Origin of the sequence: Bartonella sp. AP88XZML, assembly GCF_042195565.1 — a bacterium.
Taxonomy (GTDB): domain Bacteria; phylum Pseudomonadota; class Alphaproteobacteria; order Rhizobiales; family Rhizobiaceae; genus Bartonella.
Genome location: NZ_JBHIOQ010000062.1, coordinates 1 through 22952, shown reverse-complemented (window position 1 = coordinate 22952; position 22952 = coordinate 1). Strand labels below are relative to the sequence as shown.

20 protein-coding genes and 1 pseudogene are annotated in these 22952 nt (G+C 39.1%); 4 read left to right on the top strand and 17 right to left on the bottom strand.

The annotated features are described in order from the left end of the window. Window positions 1-14: 14 nt before the first annotated feature. Window positions 15-758 carry a 16S rRNA (uracil(1498)-N(3))-methyltransferase gene (locus tag ACFIK2_RS07475; RefSeq protein WP_375634705.1) on the bottom strand — a complete coding sequence of 248 codons (744 nt, stop codon included), beginning with the start codon at window positions 756-758 and terminating at the stop codon, window positions 15-17. A gap of 235 nt (window positions 759-993) precedes the next feature. Between ACFIK2_RS07475 and ACFIK2_RS07470 the strand changes: the two genes are divergently transcribed. Continuing rightward, window positions 994-1137 carry a hypothetical protein gene (locus tag ACFIK2_RS07470; protein WP_273790383.1) on the top strand — a complete coding sequence of 48 codons (144 nt, stop codon included), beginning with the start codon at window positions 994-996 and terminating at the stop codon, window positions 1135-1137. A gap of 315 nt (window positions 1138-1452) precedes the next feature. On the opposite strand, the gene ACFIK2_RS07465 is transcribed toward ACFIK2_RS07470, so the two are convergent. Then, on the bottom strand, window positions 1453-3333 hold the full coding sequence (locus tag ACFIK2_RS07465) for an AsmA family protein (protein WP_375642958.1): 1881 nt from the start codon (window positions 3331-3333) through the stop codon (window positions 1453-1455). Between the two features lie 315 nt (window positions 3334-3648). Between ACFIK2_RS07465 and folD the strand changes: the two genes are divergently transcribed. Beyond that, window positions 3649-4548: a bifunctional methylenetetrahydrofolate dehydrogenase/methenyltetrahydrofolate cyclohydrolase FolD gene (gene folD, locus ACFIK2_RS07460; protein WP_375618434.1), complete on the top strand. Its 900-nt coding sequence runs from the start codon at window positions 3649-3651 to the stop codon at window positions 4546-4548. 66 nt (window positions 4549-4614) lie between these two features. Here folD and edd read toward each other — a convergent pair whose 3' ends face one another. The 7 genes from edd to ACFIK2_RS07425 form a co-directional block, all read right to left on the bottom strand. Continuing rightward, window positions 4615-6438: a phosphogluconate dehydratase gene (edd, locus tag ACFIK2_RS07455; protein WP_375634707.1), complete on the bottom strand. Its 1824-nt coding sequence runs from the start codon at window positions 6436-6438 to the stop codon at window positions 4615-4617. 54 nt (window positions 6439-6492) lie between these two features. Next, entirely contained in the window at window positions 6493-7245 is a 753-nt protein-coding gene (pgl, locus tag ACFIK2_RS07450; protein ID WP_375618432.1) for a 6-phosphogluconolactonase, read from the bottom strand. Between the two features lie 10 nt (window positions 7246-7255). Then, window positions 7256-8728 (bottom strand): glucose-6-phosphate dehydrogenase, encoded by a 1473-nt coding sequence (gene zwf, locus ACFIK2_RS07445; RefSeq protein WP_375633535.1) that lies wholly within the window; start codon window positions 8726-8728, stop codon window positions 7256-7258. 120 nt (window positions 8729-8848) lie between these two features. Beyond that, a complete protein-coding gene (locus ACFIK2_RS07440) occupies window positions 8849-10132 on the bottom strand; it encodes an NAD(P)/FAD-dependent oxidoreductase (protein WP_375629621.1) in 1284 nt (427 codons plus the stop codon). An 11-nt stretch (window positions 10133-10143) separates the two neighbouring features. After that, window positions 10144-11571 carry a glutamine synthetase family protein gene (locus ACFIK2_RS07435; RefSeq protein ID WP_375618430.1) on the bottom strand — a complete coding sequence of 476 codons (1428 nt, stop codon included), beginning with the start codon at window positions 11569-11571 and terminating at the stop codon, window positions 10144-10146. 458 nt (window positions 11572-12029) lie between these two features. Further along, entirely contained in the window at window positions 12030-12239 is a 210-nt protein-coding gene (locus ACFIK2_RS07430) for a class I SAM-dependent methyltransferase (RefSeq protein ID WP_375677104.1), read from the bottom strand. A 433-nt stretch (window positions 12240-12672) separates the two neighbouring features. After that, window positions 12673-13161: a hypothetical protein gene (locus tag ACFIK2_RS07425; protein ID WP_375677103.1), complete on the bottom strand. Its 489-nt coding sequence runs from the start codon at window positions 13159-13161 to the stop codon at window positions 12673-12675. 338 nt (window positions 13162-13499) lie between these two features. Here ACFIK2_RS07425 and ACFIK2_RS07420 point away from each other — a divergent pair, with 338 nt between their 5' ends. Both ACFIK2_RS07420 and ACFIK2_RS07415 read left to right on the top strand, forming a co-directional pair. Further along, window positions 13500-14921: a coproporphyrinogen-III oxidase family protein gene (locus ACFIK2_RS07420; RefSeq protein ID WP_375677102.1), complete on the top strand. Its 1422-nt coding sequence runs from the start codon at window positions 13500-13502 to the stop codon at window positions 14919-14921. A gap of 10 nt (window positions 14922-14931) precedes the next feature. Continuing rightward, window positions 14932-16152 (top strand): MFS transporter, encoded by a 1221-nt coding sequence (locus ACFIK2_RS07415; protein WP_375677101.1) that lies wholly within the window; start codon window positions 14932-14934, stop codon window positions 16150-16152. An 814-nt stretch (window positions 16153-16966) separates the two neighbouring features. Here ACFIK2_RS07415 and ACFIK2_RS07410 read toward each other — a convergent pair. The 8 genes and pseudogenes from ACFIK2_RS07410 to ACFIK2_RS07375 all read right to left on the bottom strand — a co-directional run bounded on the left by ACFIK2_RS07410 (window position 16967) and on the right by ACFIK2_RS07375 (window position 22855). Continuing rightward, complete coding sequence (locus ACFIK2_RS07410) at window positions 16967-17110, bottom strand: hypothetical protein (RefSeq protein WP_375677100.1); 144 nt, start codon at window positions 17108-17110, stop codon at window positions 16967-16969. Window positions 17111-17165: 55 nt separating this feature from the next. Beyond that, window positions 17166-17516, bottom strand: a pseudogene (locus ACFIK2_RS07405) (hypothetical protein). 424 nt (window positions 17517-17940) lie between these two features. Further along, window positions 17941-18114: a hypothetical protein gene (locus ACFIK2_RS07400; protein ID WP_375677099.1), complete on the bottom strand. Its 174-nt coding sequence runs from the start codon at window positions 18112-18114 to the stop codon at window positions 17941-17943. Further along, entirely contained in the window at window positions 18065-18259 is a 195-nt protein-coding gene (locus ACFIK2_RS07395) for a hypothetical protein (RefSeq protein WP_375677106.1), read from the bottom strand. The genes ACFIK2_RS07400 and ACFIK2_RS07395 overlap by 50 nt, the downstream gene beginning before the upstream one ends. A gap of 396 nt (window positions 18260-18655) precedes the next feature. Next, entirely contained in the window at window positions 18656-19999 is a 1344-nt protein-coding gene (locus ACFIK2_RS07390; RefSeq protein WP_375677098.1) for an MATE family efflux transporter, read from the bottom strand. Window positions 20000-20561: 562 nt separating this feature from the next. Further along, entirely contained in the window at window positions 20562-20810 is a 249-nt protein-coding gene (locus ACFIK2_RS07385) for a hypothetical protein (RefSeq protein ID WP_375677097.1), read from the bottom strand. Continuing rightward, entirely contained in the window at window positions 20807-21382 is a 576-nt protein-coding gene (locus ACFIK2_RS07380; protein WP_375677096.1) for a hypothetical protein, read from the bottom strand. The genes ACFIK2_RS07385 and ACFIK2_RS07380 overlap by 4 nt, the downstream gene beginning before the upstream one ends. A gap of 741 nt (window positions 21383-22123) precedes the next feature. Beyond that, entirely contained in the window at window positions 22124-22855 is a 732-nt protein-coding gene (locus tag ACFIK2_RS07375) for a hypothetical protein (protein ID WP_375677095.1), read from the bottom strand. Between the last annotated feature and the right edge of the window lie 97 nt (window positions 22856-22952).

Here is a 22952-nt window from a genome sequence, read left to right as displayed (position 1 = left end):
ATTTTACAGATTTCTCAATCCATTGCCCAATCCCCCACGGTAGCATTAAGAAGAGCCAAAGCAGCAACAGCGGCAGTATCAGCGCGTAAAATACGCGGACCTAGTGATATTGGAAACACAAAAGGATGTTTTTTTAAAAAGCTCCGCTCTTCTTCACTAAAGCCACCTTCCGGTCCAATAAGAATACCAGGTGTTGTAACGTCACGCTTTTTAAAAGAAGGTAATGGATTATGCAATTTATGCTCTTCATCACAAAAGAATAAAGGCTGTGTCTCATCCCACTGTGCTAAAAGTTCTGCTAATGATAGAGCCGATACGCATTTAGGAAGAGATAAAATTCCACACTGTTCAGAAGCTTCAATAACATTGGCTTCCATACGCGCCATATTGATACGCGTAACCTGCGTATGATGCGTTATAACAGGCTGCAAAATCGATACCCCCATTTCAACAGCTTTCTGCACCATATAATCCAACCGCGCATTTTTGAGTGGAGCAAAGCAATAAATAAGATTGGAATGCGTCGTTTGTAATCTTTCTTGATGGATAAGCTGAACCACAACAAATTTTTTCTTAACAGTGATAAGTTTAGCAAGCCACTCACCATCCTGTCCATTAAAAAGTAAAATTTCTGCTCCTTCTTTCATACGCAAAACATGCATAAGATAAGAAGCTTGTGCCCCCTCTATCTTTATTTCTTCATTCAAAGCCAATGTCTGTCGGATAAATAATCTTTTAAGTTTATAATTTATGCGCATAAAAATTTTGCCAATGCTCACTATCGTCATCGAGAAAATGAAGAAAAATATATAGCAAAAAGAAAAAATTATATCTATAGAACTATAATATATTAAAGAATTATAGAGTTTTTTTAGCTTTATGAGATAATAATAGGAACTTATAGATCCTTAAGTGATTCTGCTTTCATAAAAGTTTAAATAATGCACCATTCATCTTTGCATTCAGTCATTGATGCATCCGTGGAGGAAAAATATGTCTGCTAAAAAAGCTACAATTATTACGATTACAACCCTCTTAGCCTTTATTTTGATTACAGTGGGAATTGGTTCTGTTGGAGCCGACGGGAAGCATACAATTACCAAAGATGGCTATGGTATTTCTTCTGCGATTCAATAAGCACTGGCCAACATCCTCCTTAAAATTTTAATGTTTTTTAGCAATTTTTATAAGATTAGCACCGATATTATGAATCTCTTGTATTTGAAAGATTCCATAAGAAGGTTTTTTATTCCTCTCTTCAGTCATTTATCTATACCAACCTCACTTATTATGACGGTGAGGATGGTTTTTACTGCTTCACGACGAACGGATTTAAAATGAGAGAATCTTCCGATAATGGGAGCTCTGATTTAAATTTAAAAGACAATTTTAAGTTGTAAAAAGACGAATTACCATTATAGGATAGAATATTATACAGATGAAAAACGATACTCAATCTGCGTTAATATCTTTTGTAACCCAAAAATCACCATGATTTTGTCCTTTAGAGCTTAGAGAAAATGTAAAAGGCCATGCAAGGCTATTAGCAAGACATTGGACATCTTTACATAAAGTTTCTGATCTATAGTTTTTGCGTAGTTGTGCCTGTAATATCAGTTCATTTTCCTTCCCTTGCGCAATAGCAGTTGCAATGATTCCTTGAATGGATAAGCTCAAGTCTGCTGTACGCATTAATGACTCTGTTACCTTCATCATACCTTCTGAAAAGCTTGTCTGAATATCCCAGTGATCAAATGTTGTTGAAAAAGTATCATTATTCATTAAAAGAAATTGTTGTTTATTTGAAAGTCTTGTTTGTAATTCATTCAGATCATACCCTAATAGCCGACCAGAAGACATCTTCAGTGTTAACTCACCCTGCATTTTCGTAAAAATTTCTGGCCAAGAATCAGCAAGTGTTCGTACCGTTGCAGTAAAATTCGTTTTGCTTTGTATAAATGGAATAAATCCCAAGATTTCTAAAGTCTCCTGCATATCAATAGAAGCACCTGAAATATTTCCTCCAATACGCACTTTCTGTCCAGCTGAGGTAACTTCAATATTACTTTGCACAGATCCACCAAAAATATTCGCATGTCCAAGATCAAAAATACCATGACCATCTCTTATTTGTATTGCAGCAGCTAAATTTGTGAGTGAAATATTTCCTATTTTAGCTTGTGGCGCAGAAAGTCGTATATCCACGCCAATACAATCAAAAGTTCTAATGTCAAAGCAGGCATTTTTCTTTTTACCTGAAAAAAACATTGAACCCAAGAGGCTAAGGTCTAGATTATCAAAGGCTAAAGAGCCCATGACATTTGGTACATAATCTTGAAAATCGAGTTTTAAAGCTCCTCGCGCATTGGCTTTCCCCATCGTAAATGTAACATTGTTCATTTGGATATGCATTGGCTGCGCTAAAAAATGAGATTCCCATACAATGGGTATTTTTAATTTATGTCCCCAAAACTGATTTCCACCAACCCAAGACAATGTCTGATTCCATCCAGGAGAACGCATTGACACTTTTCCGTCAAAAATATAATATTCAGATAATCGAGCCTTTCCTGTAAAAGTTATTCCCCCACGTACAGAATTGAGACTTGCCCTAATATGACTTTTGCCTCCAGCAAAAAGCAGTAATGCTTGAGAAGCATCAAGTGATAATTTTGTAAACTCTCCGCGCCAACGCGCATCTGCACGTAACCGTACTTCCTGAGTTGATTCCGGCCAATCTAAAGTTGCATTTAATCCTGTTATTTTTTCTGCTACTCCTGAAAAACTATCGTGATACACAAGAACACCATTTTTAATGACAATCCGTCCAAAAGGTTGTTTTAAAAGGTGCTCTATCTCTGGATGCTCAGGATTATGTTTTAATATTTCACGCGTATTACGTATTGCCACCCCTAATGCACCTTGTGAGCGAGAAAACCGATCAAAAAAATCTGCTATTGTTTTAACAGGCTTTTCCATAACAAATTGAGGATGCATAATCCGCGTCTCTGAAAAAGAAATATGTCCCCAAAGAAGATCGACGACAGAAAGATCAACTTCTATTGATTCAGCTTCCATTAATGGCGCAACATCATCCATTTTTGATGTTAAAGTAACGCCAGAAAGAAATGCTTTAGGATAAGGAAAAAGATGTAACCGCGGTGGATCACGCAATTGCACATTGTAACCCGTCCATGCACTTAAATCCTGCGCTAAACGAATACGAATCGCATCTGTAGAAATAAGATAAGGTAAAACGAGAATCCCCACTCCAAATAAAAAGATAATTGTAATAAAAACTCCGCTCAAAAATTTTATTATTCTGATGCGCACATTATCCCTCTATACTTATCCCCCTATAACAGATTAAAAACAAACTTAAATGATCATAAAAAGTTTTTATAACCCTATAATTCACTATATCCACTTTGTATCTTCATTATTTTTGTTCTTTATCCAAAATTTATTCAAACAGCAATGTTGCTGCTTCTTTATAAAGCAATTATTTAAAAGTCTTCAAAACTATAAATCCACAACATTATAAAACCATTCTTACTGTTCTCATATGAATATTGCTATAAAACTCTATCGTATTATTAGAAAATGCTTTACAAAAAAAACAAACAGCCTTACCGAAAGGATCTCTGAATGAATAATATTATCGACGGAAAAAAACTTGCTGAAGAGATTATTGTGAAAGTTAAGGCCGAAACAGCAAAGCTCCGCCATCACTATAATATACAACCTAGTATCGCTGTTATTATCGTTGGAGATGATCCTGCAAGTCAAGTATATGTCACCTCAAAAAATAAAAAAGCCGAAGAATGTGGGTTTCTTTCAATCAAACATGTCGTTTCCAAAGAAACGCAAGAAAAAGAACTCCTTCAACTTATTGCAACATTAAATTCTGATCCCAAAATTCATGGTATTTTGGTACAGCTGCCTCTCCCTGCTCATATGAATACAAATCGCATAACACAAGCCGTTGCTTTCCAAAAAGATGTTGATGGTTTTCATTATATTAATGTAGGAAAACTCGCAGCAAACGCACTTGAAGATGCGATGATTCCCTGCACTCCAGCTGGAGCCATGATGATGATTGAACAACACTGTGGGCAAGATTTATCTGGACTTGATGCTGTCGTTGTTGGACGCTCTAATATTGTTGGAAAACCTATGGCTGCCCTTTTAACAGCAGCCAATGCCACTGTGACAATTGCCCATAGTCGTACCCGTGACCTTGATGATGTGTGTCGAAGCGCTGATATTCTAGTAGCAGCTGTAGGCCGCCCACAAATGATTAAAAAAGACTGGATAAAAGATGGTGCAATTGTTATTGATGTCGGTATTAACCGCGTTGCTGCACCAGAAAAAGGTATAGGGAAAACACGTCTTGTTGGTGATGTCGATTTTGAAAACGTAAAAGAAAAAGCTGCTGCGATCACCCCTGTTCCAGGAGGCGTTGGACCAATGACAATTGCCATGCTTATGGTTAATACACTCAAAGCAGCTGCGCGATCACACAATCTGCCTATACCAAAATTCTAAAAATTGTAACAATTCCTTGTATATGGTTTCATTGTATATGGTTCAGCTTATTTATTTTTGCATTTTTCATGTCATAAAAACAGATGCCCCTTGATCTGCACGATTAACGAATTGACGAAAAACATGAAAAAGTTCGCGTCCAACACCATGTTCGTTTTTTGAAAGATCCGGAGGTATGATTTTTCGCGCGTTAAATTTTGCTAAATCCTCCAAAAGAGTTAATTTACCCTCATGAGCATCAAGAAAAACAATATCACCATCCTGCAAACGTGCAATGGGGCCATTATCCACTGCTTCTGGTGTCACATGGAGAGCAGCAGGAATTTTTCCTGACGCTCCTGACATACGCCCATCGGTTATCAATGCTACCTTTTGACCGCGATCTTGTAAAACGCCTAAAATGGTCGTTAATTTATGAAGCTCTGGCATACCATTGGCTTTTGGTCCTTGATAGCGAATGACAGCGATAAAGTCTTTATTATGCAACACTCCAGATTTAAAAGATTTTTGTAGTTCCTCTTGATCATTAAAAACAAAGACTGGTGCTTTAATCTGCCAATACTCTGGTTTAACAGAGGAAACTTTTATAATAGCTGTTCCCAAATCTCCTGATAAAACACGAAGACCACCATCAAGCTGAAATGGCTTTCTCCACCCCGCTAACACCTTATGATCACCACTTTCCTTAAGAGCCGCTTCACGTACCACATGACCATCAGCAGAAAGCTTTGCTTCAATTGCATAAGCATTGAGATCTTTACCAAAAACCGTAGAGACATCTTCATGTACCAAACCTGCCTCGATAAGCTCGCGAATAATAAATCCCATTCCCCCCGCAGCATAAAAATGATTAATATCTGCTAAACCGTTAGGATAAATGCGCGCTAAAAGAGGCACAACGGATGAAATTTCTGCAATATCATGCCATGTCAATTTAATACCGCAAACAGCAGCCATAGCAATCAAATGAATCGTATGATTGGTAGAACCTCCTGTTGCATTTAATCCTACAATGGCATTCACAAAAGAACGCTCATCAATGATCATACCAAGTGGACTATAATGATCACCAAGATCTGTCATTTCAAGTACACGTTTCGTAGCTTCTTTTGTTAAAGCATCACGCAATGGTGTATTCGCATTAATAAAAGAAGCTCCCGGCATATGAAGCCCCATCATCTCCAGTATCACCTGATTAGAGTTAGCTGTTCCATAAAATGTACATGTTCCTGGCCCATGATAAGAACGTGCTTCTGATGCTAAAAGTGTTTGGCGATCTATTTTATTTTCCGCGTAAAGTTGACGTATCTTCGCTTTTTCATCATTACCTTGACCACTTGTCATGGGACCAGCTGCTATAAAAATTCCTGGTAAATGACCAAATGTTAGTGCACCAATCAATAAACCTGGTACAATTTTATCACACACCCCAAGATACAATGCTGCATCAAAGACATCGTGTGATAAGCTTATAGCTGTCGCCATTGCAATTACTTCACGCGAAAAAAGGGAAAGCTCCATCCCCGCATTTCCCTGTGTAACACCATCGCACATCGCGGGAACACCACCTGCAACCTGTGCAACACCACCAACCATACGGGCCGACTCTTTAATTAAGTGAGGAAACTTTTCAAAAGGTTGATGCGCTGAAAGTATATCGTTATATGCCGTGATAATGCCAATATTCCCAACGATATTTCCCTTCAAACGCTCTTTATCTATTGCACTACAAGCAGCAAAGCCATGAGCCTGATTGGCACATCCTAAAAAACTCCGTTTGGGGCGATGAACTTGTGCTTTTGCAATACGATCTAAGTAAATTTCTCGTGTTGATCGAGAACGTTCATAAATCCTTCGTGTAACTGTGGCAATTGTCTTGGAAAGTGCCATATTTCTCTCCCCCTTCATTGTTTCTTCCCCTCATTCATTGAGAGAGATTACGTTTTATTCACCTTGTGTCGCATACTTTGATTCACTTATTTCATTTTCTGCAGGCGACCAATAAACCTGAACGAGATGAGGGGAATTACGCAAAATTGCCCGAATAGGCATTTCTATTTCAAACCCGTCTTGACAAGCTTCTTCAAAACAATCGCGTTTCTGAAAACCTTCGAAATGGAGAATAATACAACGAGATTGCATAATAACTGGCAAAGTTAGTGAGAGTCTTGGCTCAACAGCACTCTTAGCATGAAGGGGTAAAACAAGTGCTTGTGTTCGTAAATCAAGCGCTTGCTTTAAACGATCAGCATCAGGAAAAAAAGATGCCGTATGTCCATCCTCCCCCATTCCTAAAACAACAACATCAAAGGGTTTAGGCAAAGTATTAACACGACTCGCCGCTGAAAAAGCAGCAAGTTCAGCAGTAATTGCTTTATGATAAAGCCCTACAAAACGTGCTTTTTCGGCAAAATTTTGTAACAAATGACACCGTACCATATATTCATTTGAACGTTCATCGTGTGTAGGGACAAAACGTTCATCGACCAAAGTGATAATGATCTTTTGCCAATCAATATCCGCTTTTGACAAATAATGAAAAAACAATTCTGGTGTTTTACCACCAGACACCGCTAAAACTGCTCTCTTGCGCTCAAGAACAGATACACTAAGCTCTGCGGCTACTCGATCTGCTAATGCCAAGGCTAAAGTCTGAGGGGTTTCAAAATCTAAACGGTCAATATTCATTCTATACATACTTATTGCTCTAAACTAAATTGTTCCATATACGCCCATCACGTTCCATGAGGCTCATCGAAGCAGACGGCCCCCACGAACCAGCGTTATAACTGTGAACAGGCTGTTTTATTGCTTCCCATCCCTCAATGATTGGATCAATCCAACGCCAAGCAGCCTCAACTTCATCACGACGCATAAACAGTGTTTGATCTCCACGAATAACATCCATTAATAAACGTTCATAAGCATCAGGATTACGTTCAGAAAATGCGGAAGCAAAACTCATGTCTAATGGAATGTGACGAAACCGCATACCGCCATAACTTGGATCCTTAATCATCAACCATTGTTTTACACCTTCATCAGGTTGGAGACGAATTACAAGCCGATTAGAAAAAATTTCATCTAAATCCACATTAAAAATATTATGAGGAATAGGTTTAAAAACCACAACAATTTCAGACATTCGCGTGAACATGCGCTTACCTGTTCGTAAATAAAAAGGCGTATTAGCCCAACGCCAGTTATCAATCTTAACCTTAAGTGCTACAAATGTTTCACTCTTACTCACTCTTCCCAGATCATCAAAATAGGACTCTACCGATATACCATTTGATAGACCAGAAAGATACTGCCCACGTACAGTATGCTGCCCTACATTATGGACATCAAGCGGTGTTAAAGAATGTAAAACTTTAAGTTTTTCATCGCGCACAGCATTAGCACTGTTAGTAAATGGTATTTCCATCGCAACCAAACAAAGTAATTGTAGCATATGGTTTTGAACCATATCGCGTAGAGCACCAGTGCTTTCATAATATTCTGTACGCCCCTCTAACCCCAAAGATTCAGCAACGGTTATTTGAACATGATCAATATAATTGGAGTTCCATAGCGGTTCATAAAGTGTATTAACAAACCGCAATGCCATTAAATTTTGAACAGTTTCCTTCCCAAGATAATGATCAATACGAAAGATCTGCTCTTCATTAAAGGCGCTTGCAAATACATCATTAAGTGAAACAGCTGTTTTTACATCACAACCAATTGGCTTTTCAATGATAATCCGTGTTTGTGCTGTCACCAAATCATTTTTTTCCAACTTCATCGCAATATCAGCAAAAAGTAACGAACCAACAGCCAAATAAAAAGCTCGAATATCCGCTGAATCTTGTGACAGAAGAAGGGCTAAATCCTCCCACCCTCGATTTGAGGAAACATCAACAGAAACATAGCTTAAACGTGCAAGAAAACGATTGAGTTCTGTTGAATTGAGATCTTTTGGATGGATATGTTTTTCTAAAGAAATGCGGACAAAATTTTGATATTCTTCACGACTTAAGGAAGTGCGCGAAACCCCAATAATACGTGTTGGCTCACTGAATTGCCCAGCACACTGACAATGATACAAAGCCGGCAAAAGCTTGCGCAACGCCAGATCACCATTGCCACCAAAAACAATACAATCAAAGGAAGAAACTGGAATAATTTTACGCACCATGAACTTGTTTATTTTTCTATTCGATTATGAAATCCCATATCACTTATAAAAGCTTTCATCATTAAAGCAGACAGATACTAAATAAGCCATTAATTTTCTTCATTTCAAGCAATGTTTCCATTAAAGGCGATCCAATAAAGAAAACCAACGCATTGCTAAAAATATAAGCGGATAACGCAAAACTCTTCCTCCCGGAAAAGATGAAATCTTTAAGTCTTGGAAATAGGAAAAACGTTCATATTTTCCAGTTAACCATTCTGCGTATAATTTTCCCACGAAAGGAGCCAGCATAACGCCATGCCCTGAATAACCACCACAATAAGTCATCCTTGAAAAAATTTGGCGAACATAGGGCATGCGTTCAACTGTGATGGCAACCGTTGCTCCCCACCGATGGCTTAAATTGATAGAATGTAATTGAGGATAAATTTCAACAATTTGCCGTTTTATACGTTCATCTAAATTTAGAGGATGCTTATTATCATAACTTTCTACACCACCAAATAAGAGACGATTATCAATGCTTTTGCGAAAATAGCGAACCATAAAACGGGAATCATCAACCGATTCCCCCCCTATAAGAATTGAACTATGCTTTGGTAATGGGTCCGTTGCTCCAATATAAGAGCGAATAGAAACAATATTTTTTTCAATAAAACGCTCCAGACCAAGTTTATACCCATTTGTTGCAAGTAAAACATGCTCTGCTGTTACACTACCTTTTTCTGTTATTACTTTCCAATGTGCTCCCTTGCGCCTTACGGTCGTTACTTGTGACTTCTCATAAAGCTTAGCACCAGCATCTTGTGCTCTTTTTGCCAACCCAATAATCAATTTTAAGGGATTTATATGACCGGTATCCGCATCATAAATACCACCACAATAAAAAGTTGATCCAAGTCGCTCAAATGTTTCAGCCTTATCCATAAAAGTAAGCGCGTGATAGCCATAACGCTGCATCGCCTCAATATGCTGTTGATAAGAGAGAAGCTCACGCCTTTTATGAGTTACAGAAAGCTGTCCTCCTATCAAATCACAAGGACAATTAGGCATTGCGCATAAAGCTAAAATATCTCTTTTAGCTTCTTCTGCTAAATCAAATAGAGCTTTACTTCGCTCAAAACCATACTTTTTTTCTAATGTTTCTACCCATTGCCGTTGCCCTGTTCCCAGCTGTCCACCATTGCGCCCTGAAGCACCATCACCAAAACGTGATGCTTCAAATAAAACAACATCTACTCCAGCCTTGGCTAAATGATAAGCAGCCGAAAGACCCGTAAATCCGCCTCCAATAATGACCACATCACACTGTCTGTTTTCACAAAAAGAAGGATAAGAGGGACGTTCTCTTAAAGCATCTTCATACCAAGAAATTCCTGGAGAAATTGAATTATAATCAATCATCGTCATAAAATTTAAACATTCAGCAGGAGATATTCACGCTCCCACGGACTGATTACTTCCATAAAAGTTTCAAACTCTTGTCGTTTGATTGCAGCATAAGTACTGACAAACACATCCCCTAAAATAGCACGTATCACTGTATCTTGTTCAAACAAATTGACTGCCTCAATGAGCCCACGCGGTAACTCAATATTATCAGCGTTTACATTATTTATCGCTGGCTCATCCGGCTCAATTTTTTGTTGCAAACCAATAAGACCACACGCTAAAGAAGCCGCAAGGGCTAAATAAGGATTCGCATCTGATGAAGGAAGCCTATTCTCAACACGTCGCGCTTGAGGAGCAGAACGGGGAACTCGAAAAGCTGTAGTACGATTATCATATCCCCACCGCAAATTAACAGGAGCCGAATTATCAGGGACAAGACGTCGATAAGAATTCACATAAGGCGCAAGCATCACAAGTACGCCTGGCATATGTTTTTGCAATCCACCAATAAAATGGCGAAAACAGATACTTTCTTCACCATTTTCCTGTGTAAAAATATTCATACCGGTTTTCTTATCAACAACCGATTGGTGAATATGCATAGCAGAACCCGGCTGCCCTTGAATGGGTTTTGCCATAAAAGTTGCATACATATTATGTTTTAGTGCTGCTTCACGAATTGTTCGTTTAAACATAAAAACTTGATCCGCTAATTCAATAGGATCACCATGACGTAAATTGATTTCAAACTGTCCTGCTCCTTCTTCATGAATGAGGGTATCAATTTCCAATCCTTGTGCCTCTGAAAATTGATAAATATCATCAATCAAATCATCGAATTCATTAACACCAGCAATGGAATACCCCTGTCCACCACCAATTGAACGCCCAGAACGACCAACCGGTGGAACTAACGGATAATCAGGATCGGGATTTTTTTGTACCAAATAAAACTCAATTTCTGGTGCCACAACAGGGCTTAAACCCATTTTTGTGTAAAAATGAACCACTGTTCGTAAAACATTGCGTGGTGTGTAATCCACAACCTGACCATTTTGATACACAAGATCACAAATCACCTGTGCCGTAGGAGCATCTTCCCATGGAACAATGCTTAACGTAGAAAGATCAGGCTCAAGGCGTAAATCACCATCTGCTTTAGGATATTCAAAACCATGACCATCTTCCGGATAATCCCCTGAAATTGTTGCCATAAAAACTGCTGAAGGCAATGCCAATGATGTTTCCGATGTAAATTTTTTAGAAAGCATCATCTTGCCCCGTGGTACCCCTGCTTGATCAGGCGTAATACATTCAATATCCTCTACCTTACGAAAAGCAAGCCATTGTGAAACTTGTTCCCAATTGCGCACACCACGTAAACTTTTGAGAAAACGAGAGACAGGTTTAAAATTCTTACTTTTCGTTTGTTTACCATTTTTTACAGCCATAACATACCAACTTTAAAAACAATCAAGTCCTATTCTTATTGTATCAGCCCATGCATAAACGACACGAAAAAAATTTATCAACTGATATTTTTGAAGAATACTATAAGATCCATCAAGGTAAAAGAACTTTACGCTCAAAAAGCTATCCTATCACCATAGTGAAAAAATTGATATTGCACCCGATACATCGGTGCGAACCTTCTCCTTATATAAAACAGCGAGAAATACCATATTGTACGTAACCTAATTCCGATTCAAATAATCATATATAAGCAAACATTGACGAGAATAATAAAGGCGAGATATTTAATTTCCTTTTGGTTGTAGCAATGCTTCATATTAAAAGAAAAGAAACTTTTCTTTTAATATGAAGCAAGTTTTGTAACTCTATTGTTATCCACATAGAAGTAAACACCCTAGGATGGTGAGTAGCCTTTACAGCTAGTGCTTACAAACACTCATCCCGCCATAATATGCGTAAATGTATTTTCAGTATAAGTCATACGCTCAGCATTTCCGACATGAAACTTAACCATCGTCTGCATAACAGAGCTATCAACCTTGTTCTGAGCGGATGGTACAGACTCTGCACTTATATCAATTCCCACCGCTTGACATTGCACTTCGCACACAATATTTAGAGCTGAGAATCTAGTAGAGCATACCAAATCCAATAGATAGGATTTTTTGCTAATTGCGCCATGCGTGATCCAACATTTGATAGTTTCCAGCCCACTAGGAGGTGTGTTATTTATATCTAAAAAGCCAAAAAATCAGGATATGAGAACACAATAATATCAATTTCCTTTGAACTAACGTTCTTTATCGTCGATCTTTCACTATCGTAAAATCTTTTTTGTATCAGTCGCTTTCACATACTTTGACTTATGATCTAGTGATACTGTGCAGATTGAGTACACATTCCCAGAACCCAGATTGTAATTAAGTTCGTACCATTCTGCTCTTTTATAGAGCTAATATTTGAAATATAAATAACCATAATCTTCAGATATAATACGCCTAGGTCCAATAATTACCGTAAGCTTATGTAAATCACAACCCAATTGTGATAATGCCTCATAAATTTTACGAGGGTATTCGTCATTGACCGTCACGGCATCGCAGAACGCTGTGGAAGTCAGATATCTCTCGCCCTAGACTGATAAAACTTTTTTGATCCTTCAATGCGTAAATATCCTTTCCAGCCTTAGTTAAGGTGGATACTATTAACTCAGTTGAATTCAAATTAGAGCCCATATGCAAAGGCACCCCATTAAGCCTAATCCTATTGGATTCTAGCAAAGATAATGCGGCACGTAACTTCGCCGCAGTCATACCAAAACGCGATCTATCCCCGTTTGCCAGTACATGGCACAATATCAATGAGATTTTAGGTAATATGTCAAAATGGCGGGTAAGAGCGATGATGTCATGTAATTCGATAATATTATCACACTGGACATTTATATGTTTTCTAATAGATAATTCTATCTCTTCTCGAAGTTTTACAGGGATATTAAAAAATATATATCTACCTTTAAAACCATCTTTTTGCGCTAATGATATTTCATAACCAGACGCAAATTCCAAGTCCCAGCAACATAACAATGATGCCCCGCACGTCTATTAAAATACCCTGCTTTTTCTCGCCCTAGGCATTCATAACCCGACCACGTAAAACAGGATACCAATTACAATATCAGACCATAAGGCTGCAAGAGAAAGTTTTTTTATATTTTTATCTTTACATTGCCTCTTAAACAAGCTAGCCTGTTCATATAATAAGTTATATGTGTAATACATATAGCTTCTACAAAAGGAGGATTCATTATGTTCCGTGAAAATCTTTGGTAATACACTCGGGTGATTGGGTCACCAGTCGCCCGTCAATAATATAGTGCGAGTTAAGAAATTGGGGGAGGTAAGCTATGCAACTCGTGGATCATCCTTTTGTGAAGTTCGATCAACTCAAGCCGATTTACAACTTCACATATCCGTTATTTCGCACTATTTCAAATGAATTTTACGATTACCTAGACTTTAATAAACTAGCGCACAGTAAGCAGATTCCACAAGCGCGTACCATTTCTCTTTATTTGCATATTCCCTTTTGCGAAACCATCTGTTCCTTCTGTCCCTTTCAGAAAGGGGCCTACAAGCACGTTAAACAAATCGAATCTTATATTTCAGCGCTTACCACAGAGATCAGAAACAAAGGAAATTTCATTCGCTCGCTTAGAGGGCCCATCCGCAGCATCTATATAGGGGGCGGCACACCGTCGCTTTTGTCCGCAGATAATATCCGACACATCGGGAAAGTATTGCATGCCGAATTTGAGCTCTCTTCCTTAGCCGAATTTACACTGGAAAGCGAACCGAAGAGCGTCACACGTGATAAACTTTATGCTGCCCGTGAGATCGGCGTTAACCGGATCAGCTTCGGTATACAGAGTTTCATTGAGCGTTTCCGATCATTGTTTAACCTCACCTCAACACGTGAACAAATCAACAATACCGTGGCTTGGTCACAAGAGATCATTGGACATGTCGGTTTCGACCTACTATATGGCATGCACAGCCAACAAACCGAAGAACTATTATACGATTTGAAGCAAGCCAGCGAGCTTCACCCTGAAACCATCAACCTCTATGCAATCAACAATCTGGCTATCACGTCGCAACTGCATAAGTCTTACGCACAAAAAGGGCTAAAGCCATCCAGCCTACAGCATCGACAGACGCTTCGCTTATTTAGCGACATCGTTATGCGCAGCTGCGGCTATTCGCCGTGTAATGGGCATTCCTATATCAAAATTGCCAACAACACTCCTCTAACGCTCGCTAAAACGAGTTCAGCTAATTATTTCCGCTATCACAAATATTTGCATGGTTATCATGACGATTATGTGGTTGGCTTCGGGGCGTCAGCAATGTCGATTCTCGGCTCACTCGTCACACGAGCCAATCCCAGTCGAAGCGGATACATTACCGACATACAACTTAAAGGCAAATCCAAAGTATACTACAATTGGGTATCAGCGGAGCAACAAGCCTCCAAGGCTTTGTGTATGCGGCTACCTTATAACGGCTATGCCAAAAAAGAAAGAATTGACTGGACCGCACTTCCCTCTTTCGTATACAATAACCTACAACAGCTCATAGGTGCAGGTCTCATCGCAGAAAGTAATAACGATCTCCAGCTGACTCAGCGTGGTTGGCAATGGTATTCCAACCTTATGTATTTTCTTCTACCTCAGGAAGACAGGAATATCTTGGACGACTATGTCGCAAACATGCTAAATACAACCGCCGTACTTGATGGAACAGCGGAAACCTGTGTGGTATCTTAAGGAGAACAGAATGTTCACTCTTTTTGCCAATAAGAACATACGCTATTTTTGCCTAACCGTTAGTCTTCTCGCCTTACTCAGCGGTGCTTTGCGCACTGCCATACCGCTATTAGCAAGACAATCTGGATATGGCGTAGTCGGAGTAAGTTGGGCGCAAGGTCTCTTCTCATTAGCGTGGCCAATTTTCGGCATCCTTGCAGGCGCTTTACTTGATCGCTGCGACAAAATAAAACTTGCCACCTCGGCTCTCCTCATCTTCATGCTACTGCATATTGTACTGTTCGTACTGCTCATGATACAGATTGCTCCAGCCGAACAAATTTTCTTCTATGCAACCATTGCTGGATTCATCGTCGTTTCTGCCGAAGCTTATATAATGACGATTCCACCACTTATCATGGAGGGAGAGCGATTGATGACCTTCTACTCAATTGTCTTGTTTTTAGATTTCGGGGTCTCCTATTTTCTTGCCCCTGTCATAACAAGCAGCATTTTAGCGCATAGCACACTGCTATTTCTTGGCCTGTTAATCGTGCTTTTTATCACATTGATTTTTACCGCTCGCCGTGCTGTTCCTACATCGCCAACACTTGATAAAGAAAACATCACTTTCCGTTATATTATTGCCGGCTTTCATTTCATTTTTTCAAATCGGCATCTTACCTCCCTTACATTACTCACATTCTTTTTATCGGTGGTATTTGGAGCATTCCTAACCTCATTCATCTTCTTCGTTACCGACAGTCGGTATCTGGGCCTACATAGCAGCCAATATGGCGTGATGTTTGCAGCCTACGCGCTTGGTACAATGGCAGGATCCCTATTTGCGCCGCGTATACGCTATGCACCGGTGCGCCTAGCTGTTCTCACTGACGGTTTAGGAACGGTTGTCTTGCTACTGATTCCAGCCTTTTCAAAAAGTGCTGTCGTCGTATGGGGCATCACCTTTATTGCTGGCGTTGGAGCAAGCTTATGGTTTATTGGTGTTACCGCCTTCAGGCAGCGCCTCACACCAAAGCAACTTCTCGGGCGAGCTAATTCTGCTTTTCGGGTGATCGGCTATGCTGGAATGCCGGTCGGAAGCTTTTTGGTCGGCGTCCTTGGTTCTTTTATATCATTGCAGTTTGCTGCCGCCTTTATCGCTGGACTACTATTGGTGGCTATCGCGATAACGCTTCCATTTCTTTGGCAGGCTGATCATATAGACACACCCAACCCTGCCACGAGGTAACAACTGCTTTTAAAAAAAACACGGTCAAAAAAGGCACACATACCCTATTACGCAATCGATTGATCTGTTCTTTGGACGAGAAAATTATCACTATAATGGCTGATAGAGCCAAGCGGCACTATAGAAGCAGCCAAACAAACGCTAAAGACAAAACAGCCCCTTTACGTTGTATTGGGCGATGATCCAACGCCTATATGAAGGATGCAGAGAGCTTATAGCGTACGAAGTGCAATTCTTAACTAAAAACTCCGCCCTAGCAATGCCTACTTATACTCCAGTTAATCCGTCACCCGCTGGAATCAAATGCCTCACCCCTTTACTGCTCCTCAAAATACATTTTGCTTCACTTACGCGCCGTATTCTTCCTTTGTAATTAAAAGAGCAGCCCTCCTTTCCTAGTTTAGGATCTCTGCCTACACAACGCAGCAACAGATACGACCATATATGCAATCACGCCTTAGGACCTGCATAGTAGAAAGCTTAGTTCGAGAGATTCATAAAGCCTATATCCCAATAAATTTGCCGCCCAATCCATCTTTTAAAAGGGCGGTTTTATATAAACCGTTAGAGCAAGCTATGAAATCCTTAGGTGTATTAGAAATAATTGGCGGTTTTTACCTCAGACCAATGTTGATTGACTTTTACTCGTGCATATACGCAAGCGGTGCTACTCTTTTCTCAAATAGAAAGGACATAATCGTTACCATCTGACCTATTATTGTTTGAAAAGAAAGAAAAAGTATCAGTGCAACTGATGATATTGAAGAGCTATCTCATTATGTGGCTGTACTTAATTACGGCATTGGGAAGCTAGTCACGCACTCACCCGTTTCTGCGCGCCTTCTGCATGATATTCATAAGATTTTATTACGCGGTAAACGCGGTACGTCCAAAAGCCTTGGCTAATTTCGCAAAGCACAAAATTAGCTTGGCGGTACGCAACTAAAGACAGCGTCATTCGTGCCGCCCACTCCTACCACAGCCCCCCCACTCTCTCTACCACCATCCCCCGCTTAGAATCGCGCCAACTCATCACCCGGTACCTCGTTAAATACCACACCAGTCTCAAGGGCGGTAAAATGCGCCTTGCCGCATTTAATCTTCAGCATTTCTTTAAGACGCAAATCAAACTCGCTATTCGTTCCTTTTGTTTCCAGTACAAAATAAAGCTTTTGCGCGCCATCTCACTCTAAAAAAACCACCCAATCAGGCGTATAAGAACCAATGGGAGTGGCTATTTTAAAACTTCTTGGCAGTTTAAAAAGCAATCTTACATCAGAGTCATTATCGAGATTTTGCGCAAACTCTTTCTCAATACGGCTCTCACAAATCTCATGATCATAAACACTTTTCTCATTGACCACCGTCGGCCCTATGATCGCCTTTTCCGACCTAATTTTACAGATGTGGGATCAATCTTATTGTGATGCGCACATCCAGAGATTATTTTATCCTCTGCATTAGAACCAAAAACATGAACAATACGCAAGCAGCTTCGGTAAGAAGACCAACCGCTCAATCTCAACCTACACGAAAATGCATATGCAGGCGAATGCCCCCCATAATATGCAATATTTCAAGCCCGTCCATAGTGGTATCCCTTTTAAAAATTGTGCCTATGGCTTATAATAATCTCCAAAATATACATTTAGCCCTTGTCTGAAATAACTCAATTTTGGATTGATGAGAACGAAAACGCGCTGCGATAATCACGTTGTTCAGCCCTAATGACCGGAAAAGGGCGCCAATATTCCTGTACCACCAACGACTAACTAACGGTATTTCTTATCATTTTTGATCATATCCTCCACCCTTATTGTACATTTTATCAGCAAGATGTGCGCAGCAAACCCGTACATTTGCGCTGCTAAGTCTCCATGTACGGTTTTCATTCTCAAACGCAAAATCATCTTTAGCTGAAGCAACTTGATATTGCAGTGCCTGTCCATAAAGCGTATGCACAATTAGTACCAAATATACACAGGGCAGTGCGCATTTTGGGTTGTATTGTCATGAGAGAGAAGACCAAAAGCTTTATCCAAAAAGCATCATAATCTAAATTATCAAGAGCATTCTTCAATTCCTCTGAATAAGATCCGTGATAAATAGGACTTGCAAGAATAACACCGTCGCGGCTGCGATTGTTTTAACAAATGCATACACTTTAGCATCGCAATGGTAATAACTTATAAAAACAACAACTTTTTTAAATGCCTCCTCAACGGCGTATGAATATAAGCACGTTTTTTCTCGTCATTTTTTAAGGTATTAAACTCTTCCAATCTACCGAGCTTACTCTTAAATTAAAGCCGAATGATTTTAATAAATCCATATTATTTTAAAATTCAATAAAGAATATTAAGGCTACAATCAAAGGCACTTCTTTTCAATATTAAGCAAGTTTTGTAAGCTATATTGTTATCTCTATAGAAGTAAAACAGCCTCTATGGACGGTGAGTAGCTAAGCCTTCACAGCTAGTGCTTTACAAGCGCTTTATAACACTCACTCTGCCCCAAACATAGGATTGCATTTTATTAAATAACCCACGCGCATATAATTAAAGATAGAAACGATTAAGCTTGCACCAATCATGCCAAGCCAATAGCCAATAAAGTCATATTCAAAAAAATGCGTCATTAGCGCTCCCCCAAATAGGCCTAACCCCCAATAACTTATTGCTACAACAATTGTTGACCAAAACGTATCAAGCAACCCCACAAGTATGCCATTGAGCATAGCTCCTAAAGTGCCAAAAGCAAAAGACAATAAGACAAACGGAAGCAACTCCCAAGAGAAAACAACAACGCTGTCTTCAGAAATATTAAAGATGGTTGTAAGGATAAATTCATAAGAGAGATAAACAACCACTGATAAAAATAAGACATAAGCTACAGCAAAAACTGTGACACTCATACGCAATTGTTTTAGAGCCATATTATTCCTATCTGCTCTATACCACGCTGCTATTGTCGCGGCTGCGCTGGAAATCCCCAAAGCCACCACAGAAATAAGCATATCGAGTCGCATCCCTATCGTATGTGCGGCCAAAGATTCGATCCCATAAGCCGTAATCATGAATGCAATGACAGAAGGAAAGCCCTCCGCAATAAGAATACGTATACCAATAGGTAGCCCTACTCGCAGCAATTTTATTATTCGTGAAATCTCTAACTTTGGTCTCAAATAATTAAAGCGAAAAGAATGAAAAGCAGAATTGCGGGACAATATTATTGCTGCTGCAATAACAATTAAAATACGGATCAAACTGCTCGCAATTCCAGCACCAAAGACACCTAATCCGCTTGCAGAACCTATACCAAAAATAAGCAGCCAAGAGATAAGAAAATTTACGAGGATAGCCGCAAACATAACCCAGGTTAAGGGCTTTGGATTACCAATTGCTGACAGTAATCCCCGGCTATTCACATAAAGATAAAAAAACACCACTCCTATAGCAGCACCACTATTATATTCCTGCGCTATATTGGCAATTGTCCCATCTTGGCCGAGAAAACACAAAATATTCCTCGTGTTGAGTAAAATGATCGCACTCATCATTCCAATCACAAGGGAAAGCCATATTCCTTGATCAAACCATGCCTTTAATGCATATCTATCTTGTCTGCGAAAACTTTCCGCAAGTTTTGGTGCAACCGCGGTAATAATACCTAGCCCAAACAACATAACAAAACTAAATATACTCAGAGCTAACATTGTACCACTCAAGGCTTGCACGCCTAAATGCGCTACAAGCGCTGCATCTGTGAAGGAAATTATCATCTGAGAGATAAACCCTATAGCCAGTGGCATGCCAAGAGATAGCAATTGCTTCATCACAACAAACATTGTGAAATACCCTTCCATATTGAAAGGTGTATTAAGATCGGATCTTTTAAACAAAACACATTGATTTTTTCCGTAAAGCCTTTCCATCGCAAGTCTTGCCTAAAGGATGCATAATGAGAACGCATTACGGTAAGAGGAGATGCCCAGTTCTTAAAAGAGAAGCGCAATGCGCCTTTATTGGTTTTTTGGACTTTATGCCATGCGTTTTTTTTGTACAATATTATGCCCCCAAGCAACTACAGTCATTGATAAAAGATCCTCAGCGAGCCGTTTGTTCGTCTTGTATATCCATTTTTAGTATTTTTAATCAAACTTTTTGGTACTGCAAGTAATACACCTGTGCTAACCTTTGCTTATTCGCTGCTTACATACGTAAAAAAACAAAGCCGACCAAGTTGTCAAAAAACACAGGCATTAGCATTTTTACAATCCATTGTGCCTATACACCGATTAAAACAGCTATTAATTTCGACTAAATCCATATAAGATGACCCACACACTATTTTTTCCTGTGTCTTTATGTAAGTCATAGGCAAGTTCCTATTCAACTGTATCTTCACTCTCAGACCTCTTCGTTTTTTATTAACTTTTTATCAGTATAAAGCCAGGCCAAATTAAGCGGGATAATTGAACATATACAAACCAAGGCAAAACAAAAAGCTGCTTCTATACAAACATTATTTGCCAACCAACCAATCAGTACAAGCGCTAAAATACCAAAAATACGCGCAAGAAAACTAACAATGGATAAAACCATATTTGCATTCTTTTGTTGAATATGTTTAAAAAATTCTGCTTCAAACTGCGTCATAGGAACAGAAAAAAACTGTGAAATACGGTGAATAAAATAATAGGAGCCCAACTGTTTGCAACGAGAAGCAGAGCAAGCATAACAACAGCACTTAGGACGAGTGAGCACAAAGTTATCGCCATAGGAGCATATTTTTGCATAAGATATTTAATTACAAAGCGATTAAATAAGTATTTTACGAGAGTATAAGACACAAAGCACAGGCCAAGAATAAGAATTTTAGTCTTTCCTGTCGCATTGTCTAATACTCCTGTCTGTCCCAAAATAAAAGGTTGCCAAAAATGAAATATTGGCTGCAATGCAGCAACAATAAAACCACATATCAATATATAATATAATCCGATTTTTGAGGTAACTAAATAAGTAAAAGCTTCTGTTGCATGCAACAAAGAACCCGAGTCTATTGACTGACTATCCGAAGCGGATGCAATACCTATCCCCGTCACCCGACTAAACAAGAATACAAGCACGAGAAACCCGAAAGAACAAAAATAATATGCCGACTGATAATTATCCATACACAAAACAATAAGAACACCTAGCGCACCAGCAACCATATTCATGAATGCCATCAGTTCCCGCTTATAGACGTTTACTTGGTGGTAGATCAAACTACCCTTGTATCCACCGCCGTCGATTAAGCCTTTAATCCATGTACTATCAGCGCCAAAGCATAAAGCAAAGCCTAAAGCATATATAATTTCTGCCGGAATTAAGACAGAAAGATTAGGCGCGTAAATACATAAAAAGAAGAAGAGCGAAAAAAAGAAACATGATAAGATAACATTTTTTTAACGCCAATTTTATCTCCTAAAAACCCACAAGGCACTTCAAAAATACAAATAGCCGCGCTAAATACAATTTGTAATAAGGATAACTGTGCTATACTAAAGCCCATAGACAAGAAAAAAAGCATAGAAGGAACCTGTAATCAACCGAACCCCGCTCATTGCCCCACAGCCATAGAGCAACTTTTTAACTTCATAATCTATCGTCATTAATATATCCAAAAGCTATAAAGCTGGCAGCCTTTTTTGCCGCCAGCTTTGTATATTTTAAAACTTCAATTCATAGAAGCGCCTCAAGCAACCATTTTCTGCTCACTTGCTCGGGCTTTGAGCGCAGCAACATCAACCCGTTTAATTTTTTTTCAGTGGTTTATACATATCTTTAGTTTTCATAACTTTACCTCCTGTATTAAATGAAAACAATTAAATTCAACATGAAGTGTACATTATAAATACCTTTTATCAATTTATTATTTTGATATGAAAAGCTTTTATCCCCTCCCCCTTAAGTATTTCATGCTCCAATCATTCTGTAACAACCACCGCAGCACTTGGAAACTCATGCGCCCCTTCGGGCAAAGTACGCTTATATTCACGCCAATTTATCACCGGCTGGTCGTTAAACGCAACGCTCGTTTGCAGTGCAGCAAAATGCGCTTTGCCGCATTTAATCTTCAGTATTTCTTTAAGTCGCAAATCAAACTCGCTGTTTGCCCCTTTTGTCTCCAGCACAAAGTAAAGCTTTTGTTCGCCATCTCGCTCTAAAAAAACTGCCCAATCAGGCGTATAAGAACCAATGGGAGTGGCTATTTTAAAACTTCTTGGTAGTTTAAAAAACAATCTGACTTCAGGATCATTTTCAAGACTTTGTGCAAACTCTTTCTCCACACTGCTTTCATAAACCACATGATCATACACACTCTTCTCACTCACAACAGCTGTACGCTCTAAATTTGCCACAAGCTCTTCACTGGTAAAAAGCTCTTGCACACTATATTCTTGCCCGACCAGCTTTAAATATTTAATGCCATCAATTGTAAGATTAACATGGGTTTTATTGAGTATTTCTTCTATGCGCTCTAAAAAAGCTTGTGGATTTTTTACAAACTCATGCTCACGTCCACTCTTGGTCAAAATACCAATAATTGTCTTTGTGGTTAATTTCAGCTTTAAGGTCAAATAATGTACAATGTTCGGCAGTGCACAAAAACTATAATCAAGCGCACTCTGCTTTAATAATTGCTCTTCATAGGTCACACCAGCACTATCCAGTTCTATCTCTACAAGGCATTGATTTATAATGATAATCTAGCGTTATTCATATTGAATGAGAGTCCCGAATAACCTAAGATTG

Excerpts from the sequence above, each read along its gene's own strand:
- ACFIK2_RS07475 (WP_375634705.1), bottom strand. The coding sequence starts at position 758 with ATGCGCATAAATTATAAACTTAAAAGATTATTTATCCGACAGACATTG.
- ACFIK2_RS07470 (WP_273790383.1), top strand. The coding sequence starts at position 994 with ATGTCTGCTAAAAAAGCTACAATTATTACGATTACAACCCTCTTAGCC.
- folD (WP_375618434.1), top strand. The coding sequence starts at position 3,649 with ATGAATAATATTATCGACGGAAAAAAACTTGCTGAAGAGATTATTGTG.
- edd (WP_375634707.1), bottom strand. The coding sequence starts at position 6,438 with ATGGCACTTTCCAAGACAATTGCCACAGTTACACGAAGGATTTATGAA.
- pgl (WP_375618432.1), bottom strand. The coding sequence starts at position 7,245 with ATGTATAGAATGAATATTGACCGTTTAGATTTTGAAACCCCTCAGACT.
- zwf (WP_375633535.1), bottom strand. The coding sequence starts at position 8,728 with ATGGTGCGTAAAATTATTCCAGTTTCTTCCTTTGATTGTATTGTTTTT.
- ACFIK2_RS07440 (WP_375629621.1), bottom strand. The coding sequence starts at position 10,132 with ATGATTGATTATAATTCAATTTCTCCAGGAATTTCTTGGTATGAAGAT.
- ACFIK2_RS07435 (WP_375618430.1), bottom strand. The coding sequence starts at position 11,571 with ATGGCTGTAAAAAATGGTAAACAAACGAAAAGTAAGAATTTTAAACCT.
- ACFIK2_RS07420 (WP_375677102.1), top strand. The coding sequence starts at position 13,500 with ATGCAACTCGTGGATCATCCTTTTGTGAAGTTCGATCAACTCAAGCCG.
- ACFIK2_RS07415 (WP_375677101.1), top strand. The coding sequence starts at position 14,932 with ATGTTCACTCTTTTTGCCAATAAGAACATACGCTATTTTTGCCTAACC.
- ACFIK2_RS07410 (WP_375677100.1), bottom strand. The coding sequence starts at position 17,110 with ATGACGCTGTCTTTAGTTGCGTACCGCCAAGCTAATTTTGTGCTTTGC.
- ACFIK2_RS07390 (WP_375677098.1), bottom strand. The coding sequence starts at position 19,999 with ATGTTTGTTGTGATGAAGCAATTGCTATCTCTTGGCATGCCACTGGCT.
- ACFIK2_RS07385 (WP_375677097.1), bottom strand. The coding sequence starts at position 20,810 with ATGACGCAGTTTGAAGCAGAATTTTTTAAACATATTCAACAAAAGAAT.
- ACFIK2_RS07380 (WP_375677096.1), bottom strand. The coding sequence starts at position 21,382 with ATGGCATTCATGAATATGGTTGCTGGTGCGCTAGGTGTTCTTATTGTT.